Origin of the sequence: Candidatus Pelagadaptatus aseana, from assembly GCF_040362265.1 — a bacterium.
In the GTDB taxonomy this organism is placed as follows: domain Bacteria; phylum Pseudomonadota; class Gammaproteobacteria; order Pseudomonadales; family Cellvibrionaceae; genus Pelagadaptatus; species Pelagadaptatus aseana.
In genome coordinates, this window is record NZ_BAABNJ010000003.1 from 96758 (window position 1) to 118502 (window position 21745).

Consider the following 21745-nt stretch of genomic DNA (forward strand, 5'->3'; position numbering starts at 1 on the left):
GAAGACTCTTAAACGCGCTCGATCAGGGTTGAAATGCCAATACCACCGGCCGCACAGAGCGACAACATGGCGCGTTTCTTACCGGTGCGCTCCAGCTCATCCAGCATGGTGCTGACCAACATGGCACCGGTGGCGCCCAGAGGGTGACCCAGGGCAATAGCGCCACCATTGACGTTGGTAATTTCAGGGCTGATATCCAGATCTTTCATGTAGCGCAGTACCGCAGAGGCAAAGGCTTCGTTGATCTCCCACAGATCGATGTCACTGGGTTTGAGGCCGGCAATTTTCAGACAACGCTCGGCCGCAGGCGCCGGGCCAAGGAAAATCAGGGAAGGATCGGTGGAAGTCACCGCACCGGCCAGAATTCGACCGCGAGGGGTCAGCCCCAGATCTTTACCGGCCTGCTCGCTACCCAGCAGTACAGCACTGGCACCGTCGACAATGCCGGAGGAGTTACCCGGGGTGTGGACGTGATCAATTTCTGCAATGTGCGGGTATTTCTGTAGCAGATGGTCGTCCATGCCCATGCTGCCCATCAGTTCGAAAGAAGGTTTCAGGGAAGCCAGCTTCTCCAGAGTCGTGTCGGGCTTAACAAAATCGTCTTTGGCCAGAATGGTCATGCCATTTTGATCAACCACCGGTACGACGGATTGATCAAAGTAGCCATTTTCCAGCGCATGAGCCGCACGTTGCTGAGATTGCAGCGCGTAGGCATCCATATCTTCGCGACTCCAGCCACCCATGGTGGCAACCATGTCCGCCGCAACGCCCTGAGGCACCGAGGTCTTCTTCATGACAAACTCGGGATCCATCAGGAAGGCTCCACCGGCCGTGCCCATGGGAATGCGTGACATACTTTCCACACCACCGGCAACAATCAGGCTGTTCCAGCCCGACAGGATGTTCTGTGCAGCGGAATTCACGGCGTCCAGAGAAGAGGCACAGTAACGATCCATCTGTACCGCAGGAATGCTGTTGTCCCAACCCGCGAAATCGGTAATGGTCTTGGCCACATTGGCACCCTGCTCACCCACAGGCGCGGTGCAGCCCATCATCACATCGTCAACGTAGGCAGTATCCAGATCGTGGCGCTTTTGCAGCTCGCGGAACAATCCCGCACCCAGCTCAATGGGTTTCACTTCGTGCAGTGCACCGTCTTTCTTGCCTTTACTGCGCGGTGTACGTACCGCGTCGTAGATATAAACGTGATTGGTCATAGTTATTTACCCGTCAATTGTTGAATGACAAAAGTCGAGCAAATTTTAAAAAGACCGGGGGAGTGTTTTCTATGATTCTGACAAACACAAAAAATTGATATAAAGTTACACCATGAGCATTGACAACACGCCCCTGAAAAAAGACAGAATCACCACCAATCCGATCCTGTTTGCGCACCTGATCACCGGTGTCAAAGACGCCGGTTACGATATCGAACAGATTTATACCGCCTGTGATATTGATGTTAAGGCGATGCAGAATCCGGATTACCGGTTGCCGGTCACCTCGGCGGTGAAACTGTTACATCAATGCGGTTATCTGCTGCAGGATGAATTTCTGGGCATGCTCGAATCACCCATTCCGCTGGGCTATTTCCGCCATTCGGTGCTGGCGGTAATCCACCAGAACACCCTTGGTCAGGCGCTGCAACGCTATATCGAATTCAATAACACCTTCTTTAACAGTCTGAGTTTTCAGTTCAAAAAGAAGGGGCGCTTTGTCGAAGTGGTGATGGTCAGAGACCCCAGTAAACGGATTCGCGATAACGTCGCCATTGAAAGCGCCATGGCCACCCTGCACCGAACCGCTGGCTGGCTGTGCAATGAATTGATCTTTCTGGACAAGGTCACACTGGATTACCCTCCGCCAAGCTACCACAAAGAGTACAAGCACCTGTTCTATGGTGCACCGGTGCAGTTCGACCACAAACTCAACAGCATGGTTTTTGAAGCCCGGTATCTGGATCTGCCCATCGTGCAAAATGAAACCTCGGCCGAGAGTTATGTGCGCAGGGCACCGCTGGATATTTATCTGCCACAGGACGTGCACGGTGAAACCAGCCGGTTGATTCGGGAGAAATTAAAATCCAGCGTTGCCAGCAGACACTTTACCCAGGAACTGCAGGATATAGCTCTGGATATGGGTATCAGCTCACAGACCATTCGCCGCCGCCTGGCCAAAGAAGGCACCAGTTTTAACGCAATCAAATCCCAGGTGCGACGCGACATTGCCATGAACGCTCTGGGTAACCGTGATGCCAGTATCGAAGACGTGACCATTCAGGCGGGCTACTCGGAACCCGCCGCGTTTATTCGCGCGTTCAAGAGCTGGACCGGGGTGTCACCGGCCAGGTTCAGAAAGATGATCAATGCCCCGGGTTAACCCAAACCATCAGCGCTTGGGCAATGCATCATCAATGGATAACATGCGACGGTCATAGAAAAAGTGGGCATTGGCCTGCAGCGCGTCCGGTAACTGATCGTTGTTGCACTTGCGGTACATCCACTGCGATACCAGTTTCCAACCCATGGCATTGGTGTTGTACAGCACATCCCCACAGTGTTTGCAGAATATTCGCTTCATCCGCTTGGTGGGATGCTGAAACTCAATGATGTCATCGGCCCCTTTACTGATACTCAATTGATCGGCCTCCCAGGCCAGTACCGAGTGAAACGGCACCTGCAGTAATTCCCGACAATCCTCACAATGGCAATAGGCATGCACTCGCGGCTCATCGGTCATGGTCAGCTCTACCGAGCCGCAATCGCAATGCACATGATGTTGTTCAGTCATAATCATTCTCCTGAAAACGGTTATTGATTACTGATGGCCATGATGGGGCGTCAGGTAATCATCCACATTGACTGACAGAATCCGGGTAAAAGTCAGGTACACATACACCAGCATACCCAGCGTCATACCAATCAACGAATATTCCAGTCTGGGTAAAAAACAGCTGGCGGCGGTGATACCGACACACACCAGAGTGTTGCCAATAATGGCTTTACGCCAAGGCGGGAAGGCATACCAATAGGGAATCTGCTTACCCAGATAAAAAAATGTCAGACCGGTCAGTGCCAACAGGCCAAAGGTAGGTCGATCCAGATCCCCCAGGATTGCATGGCGAATCATATTGGCCAGAATCAACAGGCCCATGCATACCAGCAAATGGGTATATATCAGAACATTGCCCGTATGCAGTCGCTTGGCGCGCTCGAGCGTGGGAAAACTGTCAAAGTAAATCCACCAAATGGCACCAATCAACAGAAAACCGGTTGCGGCAGAGACGATGTCATAACCATCCCAGACACTGTGGTTGAGAGATCCCACCATGGCGATCACAGATTCCCCGAGAATGATGATCGCCAACAGGCCGATGCGCTCAACAAAGTGCTCCTGATCAATCGGATCGGCCGTGTTGTCTCGTCGAATAACCGCTTGCCACACCGCATCAAGCAACAGACCACCGTGAAACAGAACGTACTTCACGGGGCCCTCGAAGAATAACCCACTCAAACTGATCAGCGCACCGACGCCGATGGCAATCGACATACGGCGGGCAAAATGCACTCCCTCTGCTGCGGCATGGTGTACCCGCCAATACAACAGTGCCATCATCAATCGAATCAGACCGTAAAGACCAACGAAATAGACAAAACCGTCCGCCTGAATATCCAGAGCAAACACGGACATCAGAATCACCAGCGTCATAATACTGAGGCTGAACAGGCGATGCTCGCGGCTGTCTTTATCAAACCGATTGGCCCACAGGGTATGGGTCATCCAAATCCACCAGACCGGAATAAACACCAACGGAAAACGCAGTAATTGCTCGACCCCGATATGGCCATGGTGGGTGTGCGCCAAATCATGGGTAATCACACCGATGACGGCCACGAATACCAGATCGAAAAACAGCTCCAACCAGGTGGCGTGCCGGGTTTGTGACAAATACAGAGACTGGCTCAAGACGCTCCTCCCACCCTGATCAGGGTTTCTGTTCCACGATAATGGCAACCACTTCGCTATCGCCGATATTGGTCACCTGATGATTCCAGGCCTTGTGCCACATGACATGACCATCGGGCACCGCCACTTCCATAGCGCCCTTTCCGGGTTCGCTAATCTTCAAGGTACCACCCTTTTGAAAATACACGGTTTCATTGTGGTGACTGTGGGCAGTGTCCTGTTCTCCCGGTTGCAGCACCATTTTCAATACCAGTACGTCATCGGTTTCCAGCAACAACTGGTATTGATCCGGTGACGCATGATGCGCTGCGGGCAAATCGCCTGCCTTTGCCGCCATCACACAAAAAACAACCACTAGAGAAACCATAGATCGAATAAACATTCTTGCACCCCTCGCTATCGCAATAAGTTAAAAACAAATCCAATTAACGCTCTGAGGGATGAGTCCAGGCGTACTTCTGAAATGCCTGATCCGGCTTGGTATGAGCCAGGGCATTGGTAAAGTTTGAGATCAACTTGGAGGCCAGACCGGTTAACACCTCGAGCGCCTGACGTTTGTTGTAACCGGCATCCAGAAATTCCTGAAGTCTGTCGTCACCAATATGGCCACGGTTATCCAACAGTTGCTTGGTGTAATCGTGCAGCGCCTGCAATTTGGCATCGGGAATTTCTGTGCCTTCACGCAGAGCCTCAATAACGTCTTCAGGCATCTTGCCTGCGTGCATCATCCAGGTGTGTCCAGGTACACAGTAGTGGCAATTGTTTTCATAGTTGGCTGTCATAAACACCACCTGCTGCTCTAGCGGGCTCAACGTGGTGTTTTTCATAAACAAACCGAACACGGTGTTATAGGCTTCGTAGGTTGCAGGCGCTTCGGCCAGCACCTTGTGCAGATTGGGGACCATGCCAAAGCCCTGTTGTGATTGCTCTAACAAAGGTTGGGACTCTTCCGGTGCGGTTTGGGTATCGTGGTAGGTAAACATTGCTCTTGCCCTCGAGGTAATCGTCGATTTATGGGATGTTGTCATTAAAAGTTTTCATGGATATGGGCAGCAAAGCGCTGCAGATCCGATTCCACATCCGCGTTTTTCATCACGTCGTAACAGGCGAACGTAGGCAGTGATTCCATGCCAAAAAAGCGGAAGTTCATGTGCATTGGGAACCACAGGTCATCCACGCTCTTGCCCTGGAACAAGTACTCATTGGCGTCATTGAAAGATTCTTCCGGTGCATTAAAGGTCAGCGACAGCAGATAGCGCTTGCCTGTCAGAGTACCGCCTGCACCGTAATTTGCTTTAGGACTGTCATGGTGACGACCATCGCCATTACACAAGGCACCGCCCATGCCGGCGGTGTAAACCTCATCCATATACTTCTTGAACGTCCAGGGCACACCCATCCAATTCACCGGTGATTGCAGCATCACCACATCAGCCCACTGATGATTTTGTAACTCCGTCTCTACATCCCAGCCATCATCGATGACAACAACACGGGTATCGTGGCCCTTGGCTTTTAACAGCTCATCAGCGGTCTGCACCAGAGTGGAATTAAGGCGCCCTTCTGAAAACGGGTATTGATGATGAGCATTGATAATCAAGACATTCATGGCGGTCTCTCCTGTAATATTTCTTCAACAAGGTATATAATCGGTTACAGGTTTATTATGGTTACCTGTAAAACAGATTCAATTAGTATACTTTTGGTAACCTTGTCTTTTGGGTGGGCTCGTCAGGAGAAATTCTTTGGAAAGTTATGTAGAAACAGACAGTTACGGGCGAAAAAAAGCGTTCAATGTTTGTCTTGAGCCCTGCGCAATCGAAAAAGGCATGCGCCTGATTGGCGGCAAGTGGACCGGTTCTATCATCTATCACCTCAAAGATGGACCGGTGAGATTCAATGATTTGACCCGTATGCTCGGTGGCGCCAGCAAGAAGATGATCGACCAGCGGCTTAAAGAGCTTGAGAGCAGAAATATGGTGATCCGCAAGGTCATCAATGATCGCCCCATTGCCGTGACCTATGAACTGACAGATTTTGGCCGATCAGCACTGGGGATTCTGGAAGACTTAAGGGTATGGTCCGAGTCCAATAAACTGTAATCATCCGCTGACATCTTGGGACCTTTACCAAACTTCATTTAACCCCCGGCAAGAATCTATGGCAGTCGACTACACCTTTTTACAACAAGAACTGAACACGAATCTAAAAAAATACCCCAATCGGATTGCCCGGGTATTCCACGGTCGGGGGCGGTTTTTTCCCTCGCTGGAGGACATCAATATTGAATGGTACCCGCCGATTCTGTTTGTTCAGTGTTATCAAGAAACATTGAGCGATGACGCTAAACAAGCACTGCGACAGGTGTTTGAAGCACACGAGTCAATCGAAACCATTGTGCTGCAATCTCGCCCCTGGCCCGATGTAACCAATGAGATTCTGTGTAGCCGCAGCACAGCTGCGCAGACGTTGCCAATGGAGTTTACTTCCCCCCTTGATGAAGGAATTGAGTGCCAGGTGAGCCTGGGGGCCAATCGCAATACCGGCGTATTTCCGGATATGCGCAGCGGCTGGGACTGGGTTAAAACGCACGCCGAGAATAAGCGCGTGCTGAATCTGTTTTCCTATACCTCAATTTTCTCCCTGTTTGCTCTGCGTGGCGGAGCCAAAAAAGTGGTCAATATGGATATGTGTGGCAGCGCGACCAAAAACGCCAAAGCCAATCATGAGCTAAACGGTTTACTGGGGGACAATGAATCAAACGCAAGTAAAGTATCCATCTGGAAAAAGGACATTCTCAAATCCAACAGCCAGATCGCCAAGCAGTCAAAATTTGACCTGATCATTCTCGATCCACCGCCGTTTCAGAAAGGCTCATTCAGAGGCTGGCCCGATTATCAGAAGTTGCTGCGTCGCTGCCCCAATTATCTTAAAGACAATGGCGTTATATTGGCCGCGCTCAATCACCAGCAGGTAACTTTTGCCGAGTTTAAGCGAGACATCATAGAGACCATGGGGGAGGTAAAGTCCGTCAGCCAACTCCCCCTGAGCGATGAAATTAAAGAACTTGAGCCGGACAAAGGATTAAAACTGGCGTTGATTACCCTGTAGTACTTCTCTGGCCATGGCTCATGGCATGCAGCAGGAGATTAGACCATGGTATAAATCCCATAATTTAGCCGCCGGGGCCTGCTCACTTTACTGGATTTTAGAGCGGGCTTCTTATAGCTTTGTCATACTGTTTCAGGATGCATAAACACCATGGGCCGATGCCAGCCCCTCAACAGATTCAGCCTTCATCAGACACGACAGATTGCCGTATTGAGATACCTGCAACTTGCGCTGGTGGTTATCGGTTCGTGCTTATTTGCTGTATCGGCCCCTGCCACCGCGACCAAAGCCTCCCCTGCTGACGCCACAGCCTGCAGCTTCCAAACCTTTGCAACCAGCAACCCGGAAACCTTGCATGTGGGCTACTTTGAGCTGCCCCCCTACGCCGTTACCGGCACCAATGGCTCTGTCACCGGGATTTGGGCCGACTATTTTAAAGAGTTGCTGGGCAGAAGTGGCATCCAGTACACCGAAGCCATGTACCCTCCCAACCGACTGGCAAGGAAAGCCTTTACCGGGCAAGTAGACATCACTCTGGTGGCCAACAACATCCTGCTGACTGAGGGACAAAAAACGGTGATCTTTCTCCCCACTCCCGCCATGACCATGAATCTGGGCCTGATTTCATTGAAACACTCGCCCGTGCTTTCCATTGAGGCCATGCAAGGTAAAAATCTTGGGGTAAACCGGGGTTATGGCTATGGCGGTTATATTCACCAGTTAAAACAGCCCGACATACAATTGAACCTCTGGCCAGAAGACTCCGAAGTGCAATTGATCAAAATGGTTCTCAGTCAACGCCTTGAAAGCGCCCTGCTTTACGAGTCTGTATGGGAGAGCCCTCCGAAACACTGGCAGGTGAACACAGACCCTCTCCACTTTGAACCGCTGAAGAAAAGTAATTTCCACATCGCCATCAATCGTCAGATCGATAACGTCGAATCGCTACAGCGTGTGTTGATTCACAATATGGGATTATTTGACAAGAACCTGAAGCTGAAGCCCTGCATCAAACAGTAAGAGATTCTTCAGCTTGCGTAACAAGCCTGAAGAACCTCCTTCGTCGTATAAATTACAATTCAGTTTTGTTTTTACCCACACGTCCCTTATCGGCAAAGTTTTTCAGTAGCTCTGCAACTGGCGGGTTGGAGGCACCGGTGTAACCCATATAGGCCTCGTAAGCGAGCTGATCATCCAGCTGGCGACCAATCACACCCATAATGGTTTCTTTACCGGAGCGAACGGCCCACTGATCGTTGCGCAGAATCTTGGCGGCCATTTCTTCGGCGGCCTCCATCAGCTGATCGTGTGGCACAACTTTATTCACCATATTGCATTGCAGCGCGCGCTGGGCATCAATGGGCTCGGCCGTCAGATTCATTTCCATGGCAATGCCCACACCACAAGTGTTCACCACGCGAACGATGCCACCGTCACCGTGGTGGTAGCCTCGACGAGGTTCAAAAGAACCGAATTGAGCGCGGTCAGAAGCGATACGGATATCGCAAGCCATCGCGGTTTCAAGACCGCCGGCCAGAGCCCAGCCGTTTACCGCGGCAATTACTGGCTTGTAGATGCGGTGCAGACCACGTGTCAGGCCGCCCAGACCGTCCTTGATTTTTTCGCGAGGGAACAAGGCGCTCTGGGAGCGTTTCACCCAGTCAGTCGCGTGCGTTTTCAAATCCGCGCCAGCGCAGAAGGCTTCATCACCGGCGCCGGTCACAATAGCCAGATCAACACTGTCATCGGCATCAAACTCCTGCCAGATTTCCCACAATTTCAAATGCATTTCTTCGTTAATGGCGTTCATATGCTCGGGACGGTTCAGGGTGATGTAAGCAATGCGACCACGTTTTTCATACAGTACAACAGACATAACAGTTTCCTCTCTCAGGGGTATTCACGAATTACGTGGGACCATAGTAGGCCGATAGAGAGAGGCTGACTCTGGGCTAAAAACCCCATTATTAGGACAAAACGGCCAAACTGATTACACTGCTGTTGAACTCCGAGTGTTAAGCAATACCATCCATCGTCAAACGCTGACAGGCCAATGAAAGATGACCACCAAGAATCAACCGAACCACATCAATCGCGTTGCCATACTGGCCTTTGATGGCTCTACCGAGATGAGTATTTCCATGTCGCGGGATATGTTCTACGCCGGTGCCATTGCGTTACAGGACAAACAACAGCAACCATCACCCGGCGATCTGGTGAAGGTGGTCAGCCAGAATGGCAAACCGGTTCAGACATTCAGCGGCTCCCTGTCTGAAGTGGATGGCGCCATCACTGATATAGATCACGCCGATCTGGTGATTGTGTCGGGCATCTGGCGCAAGATGGATGAGTTTATCAAACAGCATCAGACCACTGTCGAGTGGCTGCGGCAGCAACACCAGCGCGGTGCGGTCATCGCCTGCATGCACACTGGCGCCTACCTGCTGGCCGAAACCGGCCTGCTGAATGATCGCACGGCCACCATCTACTGGCGATTGGTCGATCAGTTCAAAGCCCGCTACCCCAAGGTCATCCTGCAACCGGAAAAAGGCATTACCTCTTCAGGCAACCTCTACTGCTCGTCCGGGGTTACCTCTGGTGTGGAAATGGGCATCTATCTGCTGGAAAAAATGTGGGGAGTCAGTGTCGCTGCCAAAGTCTCGCGTCATTTTCTGATGGACATTCCCAAGGCCCCGCTGGAATTTCAGCTCGCCCTTGAACAGCAGAAAAACCACAGCGATGAAAAAATCCAACAGGCGCAGGACTGGATGGAATCAAACTTCTCTTCAGAATTTATGATCGAAGAAGTGGCCGACAGGATGGGGCTGAGTATGCGCAGTTTTCGTCGTCGCTTCAGGGACGCAACCGGTGAATCCCCCATTCAGTATCTGCAACATATCCGCATTGAAACCGCCAAGCAGATGTTGGCTACCAGCAGTCTCGGTATTGACCAGATCGGATATCGGGTGGGCTATCAGGATGGCAGCTATTTTACCCGGTTGTTCAAACAGAAAGTCGGCATGACCCCCAGTGAATTTCGCCTGAACGAGCACGTCTGACAGCAGTTTTGTTAAGTTCCACTAAGATGGATGAGACAACCGAGGCTTTGAGCTAATGTAATAGCCAAATAACAATAAGGACAGAGACAATGACTGCTGCAAACACAGACATAGTGATTATTGGCGCCGGCATCTCAGGTATCGGATTTGGCTGTCATATTGCCCAGAATATGCCCGCCAAGAGCTTCCAGATTCTGGAAGGCCGTGATAACCCCGGTGGCACCTGGGATCTGCATCGCTATCCCGGCATTCGCTCTGACTCCGACATGTACACCTTCGGCTATCGCTTCAAGCCCTGGAACAAACCCAAGGATATCTCGCCGGCCGGTGACATTCTGGACTACCTCAACGAAACCATTGATGAATTCAAACTGCGCGACCACATCCAGTTCGGCCAGTCTGTCATTGCCGCCAACTGGAGTTCATCGCACAAGCTCTGGCGCCTGACCGTTAAGGATAAAGCCAGTGGTCAAACGCGTGACATTGAAGCCCGTTACGTGATCGCCTCCACCGGCTACTACGACTACAACAACCCCTTTATCCCCCAATTTCCAGAGATGGATAAATTCACGGGTCCGATCATTCATCCCCAGCTATGGCCTGAGGATCTGGATTACTCCGGCAAGCGGGTGCTGCTGATTGGCAGTGGCGCGACAGCCGTGACCATTCTGCCGGCCATGGCCGGTAAAACTTCCCACATCACCATGTTGCAACGCTCGCCCAGTTATATGTTACCGCTGCCCGAGCAATCACTGTTTAACCGAAGCCTGCGCGCCTTGCTGCCAGAAAAAATGGCCCATGCGGTCATCTGGCGCAAACAGGTAGGTTTACAGCGCTTGCTGTACCGCCTGTGTCACCACTTCCCCAATATGATGAGCAGGTACATGAAATCACAGGCTCGCCGTCTGACCGAGGGCAAGGTCGACGTCGACAAACACTTTACGCCCCACTACAAACCCTGGGATCAGCGTCTCTGTTATATTCCGGATGGCGATTTTTATAAGTGCCTGGCGAGCGGCGAAGCCTCGGTGGTCACCGACGAAATTGCCCACTTCAGCGAAGACGGTGTGGTGCTTAAATCCGGAGATAAAATCGAAGCCGATATTATTATCTCTGCCACCGGGCTTAACGTTAAAATTCTACAGAATTTTGATATCAGTAAAGATGGCGAGGCGGTAGACACCAGTCAGCTACTCTCCTACAAAGGCATTATGCTCAGCGAACTGCCTAACATGTTTCCCGTGATCGGTTACACCGCGCAATCCTGGACGCTCAAGGTGGATCTGGCCGCCCAGTATTTTTGCAAGCTGGTACAGCAAATGGACGCTCAGGGACATAAATCGGTGGAACCAGACAAGGTGGATACCGAGGGCCAAACCCTGCACGGCATGTTTGGTCGGCGCATTGAAAGCGCCTCTTACCTGCAGCGCTCTTATGATCAGGTTCCCAAGCAAATCGACAGCCTGCCCTACGGCAGCCATGACATGATGCAGGAAGACAGCCAGTTACTGTCTAATAAAGCATTGGACGAGCAGTATCTTATTTTTAACTGACTGCGTCAGTATCAAGCCGGCCAACCTTGTCACCAGTGACCCTGCTGGCGACAAGGGCCGGATTATTTTAAGGTAGGTCTCTTTTAATCGCCTCGCCGACGTTCGCAATGACACATCTTGCCAATTTTATTCCCTTCAGAAAGCGCGACATCATCGAGATGTGCCTGCATCAGACACCACTCAATGCCACGCAGCAACAGCAGTTTCGCCAACTGGCGCAGGATATTCAGCGCTTTTACCACGCTGACTTCCATCAATTACTGGAACAACTGAAAGACAGCTACGCACCCATTAACCCCGATGCGGATACTCGCAATCCACCGCCTACCTTGGATCTGGAACCGACGGCCGATTTTTCAGCGCTGTTGAAATCCCTGCTGGATAAAGCCAATTATGACCAGTTGTCAGAGCAGGATATCCAGCAAGCCTTTGAAGAATCGTCCCTGTTTGATATTCGTTTAAGTGTCGACTTTTCGCCCTATGAAGAAGTGTTGCTGTTTTGTCGTGGGGCATCCGAGCGCGAGGAGGTGGTCAATCGACTGGGAGGGCTCTACAAGAAAAAAATACGTTTTACCAATTACGATCGGGTGGTGATCTTTATCCGTTTTAAACAGGGGCTGGATTCAATTCACAGTCAGGCAACAAACTGCCGCCCCGGTGCCACACTGCTAAAATTATTTCAAAATGTACCCAAAGCCGATCTGGAAATGTTATTCCCCAACACCCGTGTGGGGATGCGTTTAATAGATAAACTGATGATTGGTGTGCCAGCGGCAATCAGTGGCGGCATAGTACTTACCACCAAGCTGGGAACCACGCTGGTGCTACTGGGCTCGCTGTTGGGTTATTGGTTGGGAATGCACCAGCAAAGTGTTGAACTGGATAAACCGGCACTGCTTGCTTTGGCGGCAGGATTGGGAACTCTAGGAGCCTATCTCTGGAAACAGTTCTCCAGCTTTAAAAACAAAAAGCTGCGCTTCACTCAAGCTCTGACCGAAAACCTGTATTTCAAATCACTCGACAACAATGCGGGTGTGTTCCACCGATTGCTGGATGCCGCAGAAGAGGAAGAGTGCAAAGAAGCCATCCTCGCCTATTATTTTCTGCAAATATCTGAAGTCCCTGTGACTCAGGAGCAACTCGATCAAACCATTGAACAATGGTTCAAACAGCAATGGGATTGCGATCTTGATTTTGAAGTCGATGACGCTCTGAATAAGCTGGAGCGATTACAACTGGTTAATAAATCCGGCAATCATTATTCAGCAAAACCCCTGCCCTGAAAGCCTAAGGATATGGCTTCCGGCCAGCCAACTGATAGAGGCAGGCCTATCAGGCATTAGCGAATGGGTACCAGTACCACCGAATCCCAGTAACCGACAAATTGACCTCGCCCCTGCACACTCTGAATCAACTCAACCCGGGCCGAGCGGGCATCCGCAGGTGCGATCAGATCATCAACCTTCAATGATTGCCAACCGGCAATATCCTGCGGGTCCTTGTGACGCCAGACCGGACTGGAAGAACCACGGCAGTCTGCTTCACCATACCAGGTTAAGCGCAAGCGTCCCCCACCCTTTTGGTTAGACTTATAATCGCGTAAAAATCTCGCACTGAGTGAATAATGTCGCTGCTGCCCCAAACCAACACACTGATTGGCCACTCCGGTCCCCAGCCCTTTCTCAGACGATTGGACTTTGGTTTTCAAAGCACCAAAGCCGGCATCTCTCGACCATCGACCTGAAGCGGTTTTACCTTGACTCACATGCCAGCCTTTAACATTGGAATCAAAATCACCGTTGCGGATGAGATTCACTCTGGGAGTCAGTCGGGGCAGATTTTTCGGGCCTGATGCCGGATTTTGTCGCTGAGTTTTCTGCAAAGGATAAAACTGGATATTGTCCCACAGGACTTTACCATCGGCGGAGAAGCGCCCATTTTGTGTCAACTTGATCAGGGCCGCCACCGCCCCCATGGTTGGCTTTAACTGTTTGCGAGAAAGGGTTTGCCAGCCACCTTTGGCTTGGGGTTCAAGATAATCGGCAAAGGATCCCAAGGATTCACAATCGAGGGATTTATACCAATAGAGGTTAAGCCGGATGGCCGATTTTTTAGCCGGCATCCCCAACAGTTTTACATCCGCCGACAAACCATATTTACCGTTGCCCCGGAGGGGGACGCATTGCTCAAGGGCTGTTTCATGAATGTATTGATCATCCGCCGGCTTGATCGCCTGAATCGCTGCAGACCCGAGATTGTATTTGCCATCGGTTGCTTCCCACCAGGCGTATTTGGGGACTTGCCACTGGGCCAGATCTTTATCAAAGCCCGGATTCAAAATCAGATTATTGGAATGAATGTAGCGACTGGGAAGGGTGCTGTTAACCAGAACCGGCAGCTCCAGCTTTTTGACAAATCCCTCGCCAGCCTCGCATTCGCTGTCCTTGAAGATGGTTTTCCCAGATGAACTGGTGCACTCATAGATTTCGGCATGGGCCGCTGAAATCAGCAACGCTAAAACTAAACTTATGATTCTCATAACAGTGTGATCTGATTTCATGGCAACCGCAGTTACGCGAAAAGAAAAAGCCCGACATTCATTGGGAATCTCGGGCTTTATTTAAATCAATCACACAGGTTTAACAACATCAGCGCCCTGCACTTTGGACATCCGCCATACGGCGCACCCAGGGACTGTTACGCTGCACCTTCATCGGCAGAGAATCCAATGCCTGCTGAGCCTCTGCAAAAGTCGCAAAGCTGCCATAAAACAGGTTGTACCAGTTCTGCCCCCGGTACTGGCTGACATTGGCCGACAGAGGAAATTGTGCCAACTGCTCCGCAAAGCGGTTGGTAAAACCAATCACCGAGCCCTCCCGATAGACACCCACCAGCTGGATCACATAGTGCTCGGGGTTTTGGGCCTGTATCCAATCGTTGTTATGAATGGTCAGCGCGGGCGTGGAGAGCGATCCGGCCTCTTCTGGTGCGCCGTAGAGACTCAACTCAAGCGCAGCAACCTTGTCTGCCACCTGGCTCAGGGATTCCTGCAGGGCGAGGGATTCAGAGGCTGTCGTTGAATGATGACTCGCCACCTGATCACCCAGAACTGCCAGCGTGGTTTCCAGTGACATAATGGCCTGATCCGTTTCAACCTTGCTGGAGAAACGATCACTGATGTCTGCCTGGAATGCTGCCAACCTGGCATCCAGCATGGCCACAACAGGTGCATTGCTGTAATGCAGATACGTCATGGTGGCAGCGATGGTCAGGGTCACCGCGGCGGCAACACCGGCTGCAACTTTCTGCAGCTTGGTGGTCTTGCGTTTATGCTCCGACAAATCGGTTTGCAGTGAATAAACGTCATCCGCTGTGGCATTGGATTTGGCTCGTAATTCGTCCAGATGCTCGGCAAACAATTTCTGGGTTTTTTCCTGGCGGGTATCGGCATCAACCAGTGCTTCTATTTGGGCACCCGTTGTCTGACTGAGCTGGGCAATGCGCCCTGCCAAATTCTGATGGGATTTATCCAGCTCCTGCTGTAACAGATTTAAGTCCGACTGCTGGTTTTGCAATTGCTGGAAAATTGAGCTTATCTCATCATCGATAGAAGCCTCAGTTTGTTTGAGGTGCTGTTCCAGACCGCTGATCAACTCTCTCTTTTCTGCGTCGCTGACCGAAAAGCTTTTCTCCAGCTCATTAATCAAAATCAGATTTTTGGCACTGGTATCCCTCAATCGAGCTTCCAGCTCACTGATGAGCGCATGCTTTTCTTCGTCGGATTGTCTCAGTTGCTCAGTAACCTGTTTGGCTTCGGTACTGATGCGTGCCGCCAAAGTTTGCAGTGAATCGGAAAATGTCTGTCGGGATATTTTGAAACCCTGAGTCAGCTGTTCAAGCTCCGCATGGAGTTCATTTATCTTGTGATTGATATCGAATGCAAAGGTTCTGGTTGCTTCAATCTGGTGCCCGTTTGTGTCCATTGCCTCGTTGTTGTGCTCGGATTCATCGACCGAATAGGCAACATCCTGTATTAACAAGTTTTTGGCTTCAGTAGACATAGCTTGCTCCATTTCATGTAGATATTGAACTTTGACAGCACGTTACCGGCAAGATGGTCCATTTATGTCACTGACAACGAAACCACAGCAACGGCTGAGAGAGTGTGTGAACGGAAAATTACGCTAAATAAAAAAGTAACAATAAAAGACACAGCAATTTTGACGCCACAAACACACCATTGCGTTCAAAAATTAAACAAACTGTGTGAAAGCCAGAGGGGGATTAAACAAAACAAGCAATGGATAAAATAAAAAAAGGCCCGGTATTGATTCAATACCGGGCCCTGAATTTGGCAGGAGCAGATTAGCGTTTGCGACCTGGCCGCTTGGCCTTCCCTGCTCTCAATTTCTTCTGATGACGCTCGCGCTTTTCTTCGTGTTTGCGAGAGGTCGGTGCAGGCTTGGGTGGTTTCACACCCGCGGTCAGACACAGGTCGGTAATTTCTTTGTGGTTCATTTCGATCCACTGACCAACCCGAACATGGGATGGAATAAAAATACTGCCATAGCGCACGCGCTTGAGTCGGCTGACCTTAACCCCCTGAGATTCCCACAGGCGACGAACCTCGCGATTGCGGCCTTCCATGACCACGCAATAGAACCAGCGATTGCGACCCTCGCCCTGTCCATCGACGATATCGGTAAAGCGGGCCTCACCGTCTTCCAGCAGCACACCTTTGCGCAGCCGATCTTTCATATCATCGTCTACATCGCCCTGAATACGCACCAGGTATTCACGATCGATATTGGAGGACGGGTGCATCAACTTATTCGCCAACTCACCATCGGTGGTAAACAGCAACAAACCACTGGTGTTAAAGTCCAGACGACCGACAGAAACCCAGCGCTCGCCCTGCAATTTAGGCAAGCGATCGTAAACCGTAGGACGACCTTCCGGGTCGGAGCGGGAACAGATTTCACCTTCGGGTTTGTTGTAGAGCAAAACGCGAATGGGCTTGGCTTCGACACTGCCTGGTTTTAAACGCTTGCCATCCAGAGCAATGGTATCGCCAGCCTGGACTCGATCACCCAGCTGGGCGGGCTTGCCATTGACAGTGACCCGGCCACTGGCAATCACCTTTTCCATTTCCCGGCGAGAACCTGCACCGGCGCGAGCCAGTACTTTCTGCAGTTTTTCGCCTTTTACTTCCGGAATTTCAGATTCATCCGGGATATTGTGCTCGTCTACCATAAATTGTCTTACTGAATATGTTCTTTCAAAGAATCACACTGTCAGGAATCAAACAGTGAATTCCCATGATTACTCCAATCCTTATTAGAGGAGTTTGTTTCGCTCTCATCGGAGTCCGGGCCATCGACGTCTGCAACGACCGGCTCTTCGCTAACGGCATCTTCCTCGGATGGTATGTCTGTTTCTGGACGTCCATCATCGGCCCCATCATCTTCGATTGGATCCGATGCCTGTTCTTCTGCCAGTGCCTGAGCCAGGGATACGGATTGGCTACCGTCCTCGTCGGTTTCAAGCTCTGACTCGCTGTCTTGTACTTCCGCGCTTTCCGTTGCCTCTACCACTACTCCATTTGTCTCAGGCTGTTCTGCCGGTTCGGTGCTGCCCCCCTCGGCCTGTAGCTTCTGATCGGTTTCAAAGTCCAACTCTTCGTTAAGTTTTTCAATGTCCGCCAGTTCATTCAGAGAAGGCAACTCCTCCAGACTCTTCAAATTAAAGTAGTCGAGAAATTGTCGGGTTGTCGCATAGAGAGAAGGTCGACCCGGCACATCACGGTGCCCCACCACTTTGATCCAGTCACGCTCACTCAACGTCTTGATGATGTGCGAGCTTACCGCCACACCGCGAATTTCTTCGATATCGCCGCGGGTAATAGGCTGGCGATAGGCGATCAAAGCCAGTGTTTCCAACATCGCCCGCGAGTACTTCTGAGGTCTTTCCTCCCACAGGCGATTAACCCAGGGAGCAACGTCTTCAACAACCTGAAAACGCCAACCACTGGCCACCTGCTTCAGCTCAAAGCCACGACCTTTGCAATCGGCCTGAATCTCTTCCAGAACCGCCATCAACTCATCTTTTTCAGGCTGCGCTTCATCTTCGGGAAACAACGACAGTAATTTATCGCGACTCAGTGGCTCACCGGCGGCCAACAGGGCTCCCTCAACAATTCGACGTAACAGGCTTTGATCAAAGCTCATGGTTTCTCTACTCGCTTGCGACTCTTGTTTTCGTTATTAGACGTTTATTTCGACATTAAGTGGAACGGGCTTTGACATGAATCGGACCGAAAGCGTCACTCTGGACGATTTCCACCAGAGATTCCTTGATCAGCTCCATAACAGCCAAAAAGGTCACCACCACACCCAGTCGACCTTCTTCCACATGAAACAGGCTGACAAAGGGCACAAACTGAGCACCTGAGAGGCTATCAAGCACCTGAGTCATGCGCTCACGGGTTGATAACTTCTCTTTTTCCACATGGTGACTTTCAAACATGTCGGCACGACGCAACACTTCGGACAACGCCAGCAACAGCTCTTTGATATCCACTTCCGGTTCCGGACGGGACAAATTGCGATCCGGCGCCTGAGCCTTGGCCTGATGGATATCGCGGCCAACCCGGGGCAGCTCATCGAGATCTTCGGCGGCGACCTTGAAGCGCTCGTACTCCTGCAATCGACGGATCAACTGGGCTCTTGGATCCTCTTCATCCTCTTCGACCTCGTTGGAACGAGGCAGCAGCATTCGCGACTTGATTTCCGCCAGCATGGCGGCCATCACCAGATACTCGGCCGCCAGCTCAAAATGCATGGCGTCCATCAGCTCGACGTACTTGACGTACTGATGGGTGATATCAGCCACATTGATATCGAGAATGTCGATATTCTGCCGACGAATCAGGTACAACAAGAGATCCAGCGGCCCCTCGAAGGCCTCCAGAATAACTTCCAGTGCATCGGGCGGAATATAGAGATCTTTGGGCAGATCGGTCATGGCCTGACCATGGACAATGGCAAAAGGCATTTCCGACTGTTCAGGCTTAAGGGCCTCTTCAGCAGCGGATTCCGCCGCCGCGTCCGTCACGTCGGCTGAGGCACCCACATCAGTCTCACTGGAAGCGGAAACAGACTGAGCTTCTTGGGCCGTCTGCGCTTCAACGCTGATTTCTTCGATGTCATCACTCACTGTTAATCACCACTGGGGATCCGGATTCAGGCCCTGATCTACAGGCCCGTTAACAGGCGGACTTTCGCCGCCGGAAAAAGCGCACAAGTATAGCGGTTAAACGCCTGAGCTTATAGCGCCGATTAACCTAAATCACGGGGTTTTAAAGGAAATCCGCCGGATCACCACAGCCCTTGCGGATAACTTCCGGGTAATCGCCGGTCATATCCACAACCGTGGTCGCCTCCATACCGCAATAGCCGCCGTCGATCACCAGTTCCACATGGTGTTCCAGCGTCTCGCGCATCTCGTAGGGGTCAATGGGTGGATACTCTTCGTTGGGCATGAGCAGTGAGCTGGACATCAGCGGTTCACCCAACTCCTCCATCAATGCCAGAGCAATGGCATTGTCGGGCACACGCAGACCAATGGTCTTGCGCTTGGGGTGCATCAGACGCCGGGGAACCTCTTTGGAGGCTTCCAGAATAAAGGTGTAGGGGCCGGGGGTGTGATTTTTCAGGGCCCGATAGGTCTGGTTATCCACTTTGGCGTAGGTAGACAGCTCCGAGAAATCACGACACATCAGGGTAAAGTTGTGGTGCTTATCCAGCTGACGAATGGCGCGAATGCGATCCAGCGCCTGTTTGTCTCCAATATGACACCCAAGAGCGTAGGCCGAATCGGTAGGGTAAGCGATCAACCCGCCAGAGCGAATAATGTCGACGGCCTGACGTATCAGGCGAGCCTGGGGATTATCCGGGTGAATCTGAAAAAATTGCGCCACTGAGGGTCCATCCTTATCGGTTTAAAGTCAGCCACCTAGTTTATGGCATATCACCAGTGACACCAAACGGGATCACACTTTTCAGGCAAGGGTGTAAAACTTCCAAGCTCCTGCCATGGCTGATTGGGAACGTGAAAATCGCTGCCACAGGATGCCCACAGGCCATAGCGCTCGGCAAGAACGGCCATATCCCGGGTAACTTGAGATTGCTGCTTGCCACTGACCACTTCAATGGCCTGACCACCCGACTCCACAAACAGATCCAGCAGAGCCCGCAGCTTGGTCCGGGTCATATTGTATTTATCCGGGTGAGCCAACACCGCGACACCACCACTGGCACGAATCCAGCCAACCGCAGTGGCGATATCAGGCCAAAGCTGTTTGACATCGCCGACCTTGCCTGCGCCCAGATAGCTTTTAAAGGCTTCGGCCTCGTTTTTGACATGCCCCGCGGCAACCAGATGACGGGCAAAATGAGGGCGACCAATGATGCCGTCACCGGCAAATTGCGCGGCCCCGGCGTAGGTGTCGTGAAACCCGCATTTCTCAAGCTTCACCGCGATCTGCCGGGCCCGCTGCTCACGGGATTCCAGTTGCTGCTGCACCGCCTGCTGCATGACCGGATGTTGTGAATCGACTTTGAGCCCAACGATATGGATTCCGATACCGCGCCAAAGACTCGATAACTCAATGCCCTCGATCAGCTCGATCTGCAACTCCCCGGCCATTTTCTTGGCTTCGCTCAGGCCGGCAGTGGTATCATGGTCGGTCAGCGCCAGAGTGGTAACGCCCTGCTCTTTAGCTCTCGACACAAGGTCCTGAGGCCGTAAAATACCGTCCGAGAAATTACTGTGGCTGTGCAAATCGTACAACTGCTGAACCCTTTTAAATGCCCTGTGTGGCCAACGCCACTGATCGTGAGTGGCCATTATCTCCGAGATCATCCATGACGCAAATAGCGCCTGATAACAAACCGAATCAAACCGAACATCCTGTTGACGGCAAACCGCCAGAAAAGAAGGAAAGCCTGCTGGCGAACCTGTTGCTCAACATTATTATCCCGACGTTGATTCTCACCAAACTCAGCGGCGCGGACTATCTGGGCCCGAAATGGGCCATCGTGGTCGCACTGGCCTTCCCCATTGGCTACGGCCTCAATGATTTCCGCCGCACCAGCAAGGTCAATCTGTTCTCGGCACTGGGTGTTATCAGCATCTTTCTCACCGGTGGCATCAGCCTACTGGAGCTGGACCCCAAATACATCGCCATCAAGGAAGCGGCCATTCCGGGCCTGATCGGTCTGGCGACCCTGATTTCCATCAAGACACCTTACCCGCTGGTCAAAACCTTTCTGTACAACGACAAGGTGATGCAAATCGATAAGGTCAATGCCGCACTGAAACACTACAACAATGAATCCGATTTCCAGAAAGCACTGCAAAACGCCTCCCTGCTGGTGGCGGCATCCTTTTTCGTTTCATCGGTTTTAAATTACGCACTGGCCAAATACCTGCTGGTGAGTCCTCCGGGTACCGAAGCCTTCACGGCAGAGCTGGGAAAGATGACCGCACTGAGTTTTCCGGTGATTGCAGTCCCCGCCACTCTGGTGATGATGGTCGCGCTGTTTTATCTGTTCAAGAGCATCAAGAAGCTGACCCATCTGGATCTGGAAGACATTCTTATTCACCAATAACTGTTTGATTTTCAATAACCACTTGAACCACCTGATTTCAAAGGAACCGCCATGTTTTACGCCATTATCAGTGAAGATATTCCCAACAGCCTGCCATTGCGCAAGCAGTCCCGTCCCGATCACATTGCCCGCCTCGAAAGTCTGCGCGATCAGGGTCGCCTGCTGATTGCCGGCCCACACCCGGCGATCGACAGCGAAGATCCCGGCGAAGCAGGCTTCACCGGAAGTCTGGTGGTTGCCGAATTCAGCTCGCTGGAAGAAGCACAGAACTGGGCCGACGAGGATCCCTATATCAAAGCCGGCGTCTACGCCAAGGTCATCGTCAAACCCTATAAAAAAGTACTGCCCTGATTGAGGTCTGCAGATTCCGGCAGCTCACCTCGGT

General features: G+C 51.5%; 23 protein-coding genes. 9 read left to right on the forward strand and 14 right to left on the reverse strand.

The features are described 5' to 3' along the window. Window positions 1–8: 8 nt before the first annotated feature. Entirely contained in the window at window positions 9–1217 is a 1209-nt protein-coding gene (locus tag ACPXV9_RS05190) for an acetyl-CoA C-acetyltransferase (protein WP_423895199.1), read from the reverse strand. A 112-nt stretch (window positions 1218–1329) separates the two neighbouring features. Between ACPXV9_RS05190 and ACPXV9_RS05195 the strand changes: the two genes are divergently transcribed. Then, window positions 1330–2379: an AraC family transcriptional regulator gene (locus tag ACPXV9_RS05195; RefSeq protein WP_423895201.1), complete on the forward strand. Its 1050-nt coding sequence runs from the start codon at window positions 1330–1332 to the stop codon at window positions 2377–2379. Window positions 2380–2388: 9 nt separating this feature from the next. On the opposite strand, the gene ACPXV9_RS05200 is transcribed toward ACPXV9_RS05195, so the two are convergent. The 5 genes from ACPXV9_RS05200 to ACPXV9_RS05220 are packed head-to-tail and all read right to left on the reverse strand — an operon-like array spanning window position 2389 to window position 5575. Beyond that, window positions 2389–2790, reverse strand: a complete 402-nt coding sequence (locus ACPXV9_RS05200; RefSeq protein WP_423895203.1) for a GFA family protein — start codon at window positions 2788–2790, stop codon at window positions 2389–2391. A 27-nt stretch (window positions 2791–2817) separates the two neighbouring features. After that, window positions 2818–3966, reverse strand: a complete 1149-nt coding sequence (locus ACPXV9_RS05205) for a low temperature requirement protein A (protein WP_423895204.1) — start codon at window positions 3964–3966, stop codon at window positions 2818–2820. Window positions 3967–3985: 19 nt separating this feature from the next. Then, window positions 3986–4348, reverse strand: coding sequence for a hypothetical protein (locus ACPXV9_RS05210; RefSeq protein ID WP_423895205.1), 363 nt, complete (start codon window positions 4346–4348; stop codon window positions 3986–3988). Between the two features lie 43 nt (window positions 4349–4391). Beyond that, window positions 4392–4949 carry a carboxymuconolactone decarboxylase family protein gene (locus tag ACPXV9_RS05215; RefSeq protein WP_423895207.1) on the reverse strand — a complete coding sequence of 186 codons (558 nt, stop codon included), beginning with the start codon at window positions 4947–4949 and terminating at the stop codon, window positions 4392–4394. A gap of 44 nt (window positions 4950–4993) precedes the next feature. After that, window positions 4994–5575, reverse strand: coding sequence for an NAD(P)H-dependent oxidoreductase (locus tag ACPXV9_RS05220; RefSeq protein ID WP_423895209.1), 582 nt, complete (start codon window positions 5573–5575; stop codon window positions 4994–4996). Window positions 5576–5711: 136 nt separating this feature from the next. On the opposite strand from ACPXV9_RS05220, the gene ACPXV9_RS05225 reads away from it, so the two are divergent. From ACPXV9_RS05225 to ACPXV9_RS05235, 3 genes are all read left to right on the forward strand, one after another. Beyond that, window positions 5712–6068, forward strand: a complete 357-nt coding sequence (locus ACPXV9_RS05225) for a winged helix-turn-helix transcriptional regulator (RefSeq protein WP_423895211.1) — start codon at window positions 5712–5714, stop codon at window positions 6066–6068. Between the two features lie 58 nt (window positions 6069–6126). After that, a complete protein-coding gene (locus ACPXV9_RS05230; RefSeq protein WP_423895213.1) occupies window positions 6127–7077 on the forward strand; it encodes a class I SAM-dependent methyltransferase in 951 nt (316 codons plus the stop codon). Window positions 7078–7287: 210 nt separating this feature from the next. Continuing rightward, complete coding sequence (locus ACPXV9_RS05235; RefSeq protein WP_423895215.1) at window positions 7288–8097, forward strand: substrate-binding periplasmic protein; 810 nt, start codon at window positions 7288–7290, stop codon at window positions 8095–8097. 52 nt (window positions 8098–8149) lie between these two features. Here ACPXV9_RS05235 and ACPXV9_RS05240 read toward each other — a convergent pair whose 3' ends face one another. Further along, window positions 8150–8953, reverse strand: a complete 804-nt coding sequence (locus ACPXV9_RS05240; protein ID WP_423895217.1) for an enoyl-CoA hydratase/isomerase family protein — start codon at window positions 8951–8953, stop codon at window positions 8150–8152. A 184-nt stretch (window positions 8954–9137) separates the two neighbouring features. Here ACPXV9_RS05240 and ACPXV9_RS05245 point away from each other — a divergent pair, with 184 nt between their 5' ends. The 3 genes from ACPXV9_RS05245 to ACPXV9_RS05255 all read left to right on the forward strand — a co-directional run bounded on the left by ACPXV9_RS05245 (window position 9138) and on the right by ACPXV9_RS05255 (window position 12972). Then, on the forward strand, window positions 9138–10136 hold the full coding sequence (locus ACPXV9_RS05245; RefSeq protein ID WP_423895218.1) for a GlxA family transcriptional regulator: 999 nt from the start codon (window positions 9138–9140) through the stop codon (window positions 10134–10136). Window positions 10137–10225: 89 nt separating this feature from the next. Further along, a complete protein-coding gene (locus ACPXV9_RS05250) occupies window positions 10226–11689 on the forward strand; it encodes a flavin-containing monooxygenase (protein ID WP_423895219.1) in 1464 nt (487 codons plus the stop codon). A gap of 107 nt (window positions 11690–11796) precedes the next feature. Then, the gene (locus ACPXV9_RS05255) at window positions 11797–12972 is read left to right on the forward strand and encodes a TMEM143 family protein (protein WP_423895221.1); all 1176 of its coding nucleotides are present in this window, start codon (window positions 11797–11799) and stop codon (window positions 12970–12972) included. 56 nt (window positions 12973–13028) lie between these two features. On the opposite strand, the gene ACPXV9_RS05260 is transcribed toward ACPXV9_RS05255, so the two are convergent. The 7 genes from ACPXV9_RS05260 to ACPXV9_RS05290 all read right to left on the reverse strand — a co-directional run bounded on the left by ACPXV9_RS05260 (window position 13029) and on the right by ACPXV9_RS05290 (window position 20596). Continuing rightward, entirely contained in the window at window positions 13029–14228 is a 1200-nt protein-coding gene (locus ACPXV9_RS05260) for a hypothetical protein (protein WP_423895223.1), read from the reverse strand. Between the two features lie 109 nt (window positions 14229–14337). Beyond that, on the reverse strand, window positions 14338–15750 hold the full coding sequence (locus ACPXV9_RS05265) for an SPOR domain-containing protein (RefSeq protein ID WP_423895226.1): 1413 nt from the start codon (window positions 15748–15750) through the stop codon (window positions 14338–14340). A 304-nt stretch (window positions 15751–16054) separates the two neighbouring features. Further along, window positions 16055–16942, reverse strand: coding sequence for a 23S rRNA pseudouridine(2605) synthase RluB (gene rluB / locus ACPXV9_RS05270; RefSeq protein ID WP_423895228.1), 888 nt, complete (start codon window positions 16940–16942; stop codon window positions 16055–16057). Between the two features lie 41 nt (window positions 16943–16983). After that, window positions 16984–17916, reverse strand: coding sequence for an SMC-Scp complex subunit ScpB (scpB, locus tag ACPXV9_RS05275; RefSeq protein WP_423895229.1), 933 nt, complete (start codon window positions 17914–17916; stop codon window positions 16984–16986). 55 nt (window positions 17917–17971) lie between these two features. Beyond that, entirely contained in the window at window positions 17972–18802 is an 831-nt protein-coding gene (locus ACPXV9_RS05280; protein ID WP_423895701.1) for a segregation and condensation protein A, read from the reverse strand. Window positions 18803–19046: 244 nt separating this feature from the next. Continuing rightward, window positions 19047–19667, reverse strand: a complete 621-nt coding sequence (locus ACPXV9_RS05285; RefSeq protein WP_423895231.1) for an L-threonylcarbamoyladenylate synthase — start codon at window positions 19665–19667, stop codon at window positions 19047–19049. Between the two features lie 50 nt (window positions 19668–19717). Further along, window positions 19718–20596: a PHP domain-containing protein gene (locus ACPXV9_RS05290; RefSeq protein ID WP_423895233.1), complete on the reverse strand. Its 879-nt coding sequence runs from the start codon at window positions 20594–20596 to the stop codon at window positions 19718–19720. 17 nt (window positions 20597–20613) lie between these two features. On the opposite strand from ACPXV9_RS05290, the gene ACPXV9_RS05295 reads away from it, so the two are divergent. Then, window positions 20614–21360, forward strand: a complete 747-nt coding sequence (locus ACPXV9_RS05295; protein WP_423895234.1) for a VC0807 family protein — start codon at window positions 20614–20616, stop codon at window positions 21358–21360. Between the two features lie 51 nt (window positions 21361–21411). Next, window positions 21412–21711, forward strand: a complete 300-nt coding sequence (locus tag ACPXV9_RS05300) for a YciI family protein (protein WP_423895236.1) — start codon at window positions 21412–21414, stop codon at window positions 21709–21711. Window positions 21712–21745 lie beyond the last annotated feature (34 nt).

Excerpts from the sequence above, each read along its gene's own strand:
- ACPXV9_RS05250 (WP_423895219.1), top strand. The coding sequence starts at position 10,226 with ATGACTGCTGCAAACACAGACATAGTGATTATTGGCGCCGGCATCTCA.
- ACPXV9_RS05260 (WP_423895223.1), bottom strand. The coding sequence starts at position 14,228 with ATGAGAATCATAAGTTTAGTTTTAGCGTTGCTGATTTCAGCGGCCCAT.
- ACPXV9_RS05220 (WP_423895209.1), bottom strand. The coding sequence starts at position 5,575 with ATGAATGTCTTGATTATCAATGCTCATCATCAATACCCGTTTTCAGAA.
- ACPXV9_RS05295 (WP_423895234.1), top strand. The coding sequence starts at position 20,614 with ATGACGCAAATAGCGCCTGATAACAAACCGAATCAAACCGAACATCCT.
- ACPXV9_RS05215 (WP_423895207.1), bottom strand. The coding sequence starts at position 4,949 with ATGTTTACCTACCACGATACCCAAACCGCACCGGAAGAGTCCCAACCT.
- ACPXV9_RS05195 (WP_423895201.1), top strand. The coding sequence starts at position 1,330 with ATGAGCATTGACAACACGCCCCTGAAAAAAGACAGAATCACCACCAAT.
- ACPXV9_RS05230 (WP_423895213.1), top strand. The coding sequence starts at position 6,127 with ATGGCAGTCGACTACACCTTTTTACAACAAGAACTGAACACGAATCTA.
- ACPXV9_RS05300 (WP_423895236.1), top strand. The coding sequence starts at position 21,412 with ATGTTTTACGCCATTATCAGTGAAGATATTCCCAACAGCCTGCCATTG.
- ACPXV9_RS05190 (WP_423895199.1), bottom strand. The coding sequence starts at position 1,217 with ATGACCAATCACGTTTATATCTACGACGCGGTACGTACACCGCGCAGT.
- ACPXV9_RS05240 (WP_423895217.1), bottom strand. The coding sequence starts at position 8,953 with ATGTCTGTTGTACTGTATGAAAAACGTGGTCGCATTGCTTACATCACC.
- ACPXV9_RS05210 (WP_423895205.1), bottom strand. The coding sequence starts at position 4,348 with ATGTTTATTCGATCTATGGTTTCTCTAGTGGTTGTTTTTTGTGTGATG.
- ACPXV9_RS05265 (WP_423895226.1), bottom strand. The coding sequence starts at position 15,750 with ATGTCTACTGAAGCCAAAAACTTGTTAATACAGGATGTTGCCTATTCG.
- ACPXV9_RS05200 (WP_423895203.1), bottom strand. The coding sequence starts at position 2,790 with ATGACTGAACAACATCATGTGCATTGCGATTGCGGCTCGGTAGAGCTG.
- ACPXV9_RS05245 (WP_423895218.1), top strand. The coding sequence starts at position 9,138 with ATGACCACCAAGAATCAACCGAACCACATCAATCGCGTTGCCATACTG.
- ACPXV9_RS05290 (WP_423895233.1), bottom strand. The coding sequence starts at position 20,596 with ATGGCCACTCACGATCAGTGGCGTTGGCCACACAGGGCATTTAAAAGG.
- ACPXV9_RS05255 (WP_423895221.1), top strand. The coding sequence starts at position 11,797 with ATGACACATCTTGCCAATTTTATTCCCTTCAGAAAGCGCGACATCATC.
- scpB (WP_423895229.1), bottom strand. The coding sequence starts at position 17,916 with ATGAGCTTTGATCAAAGCCTGTTACGTCGAATTGTTGAGGGAGCCCTG.
- rluB (WP_423895228.1), bottom strand. The coding sequence starts at position 16,942 with ATGGTAGACGAGCACAATATCCCGGATGAATCTGAAATTCCGGAAGTA.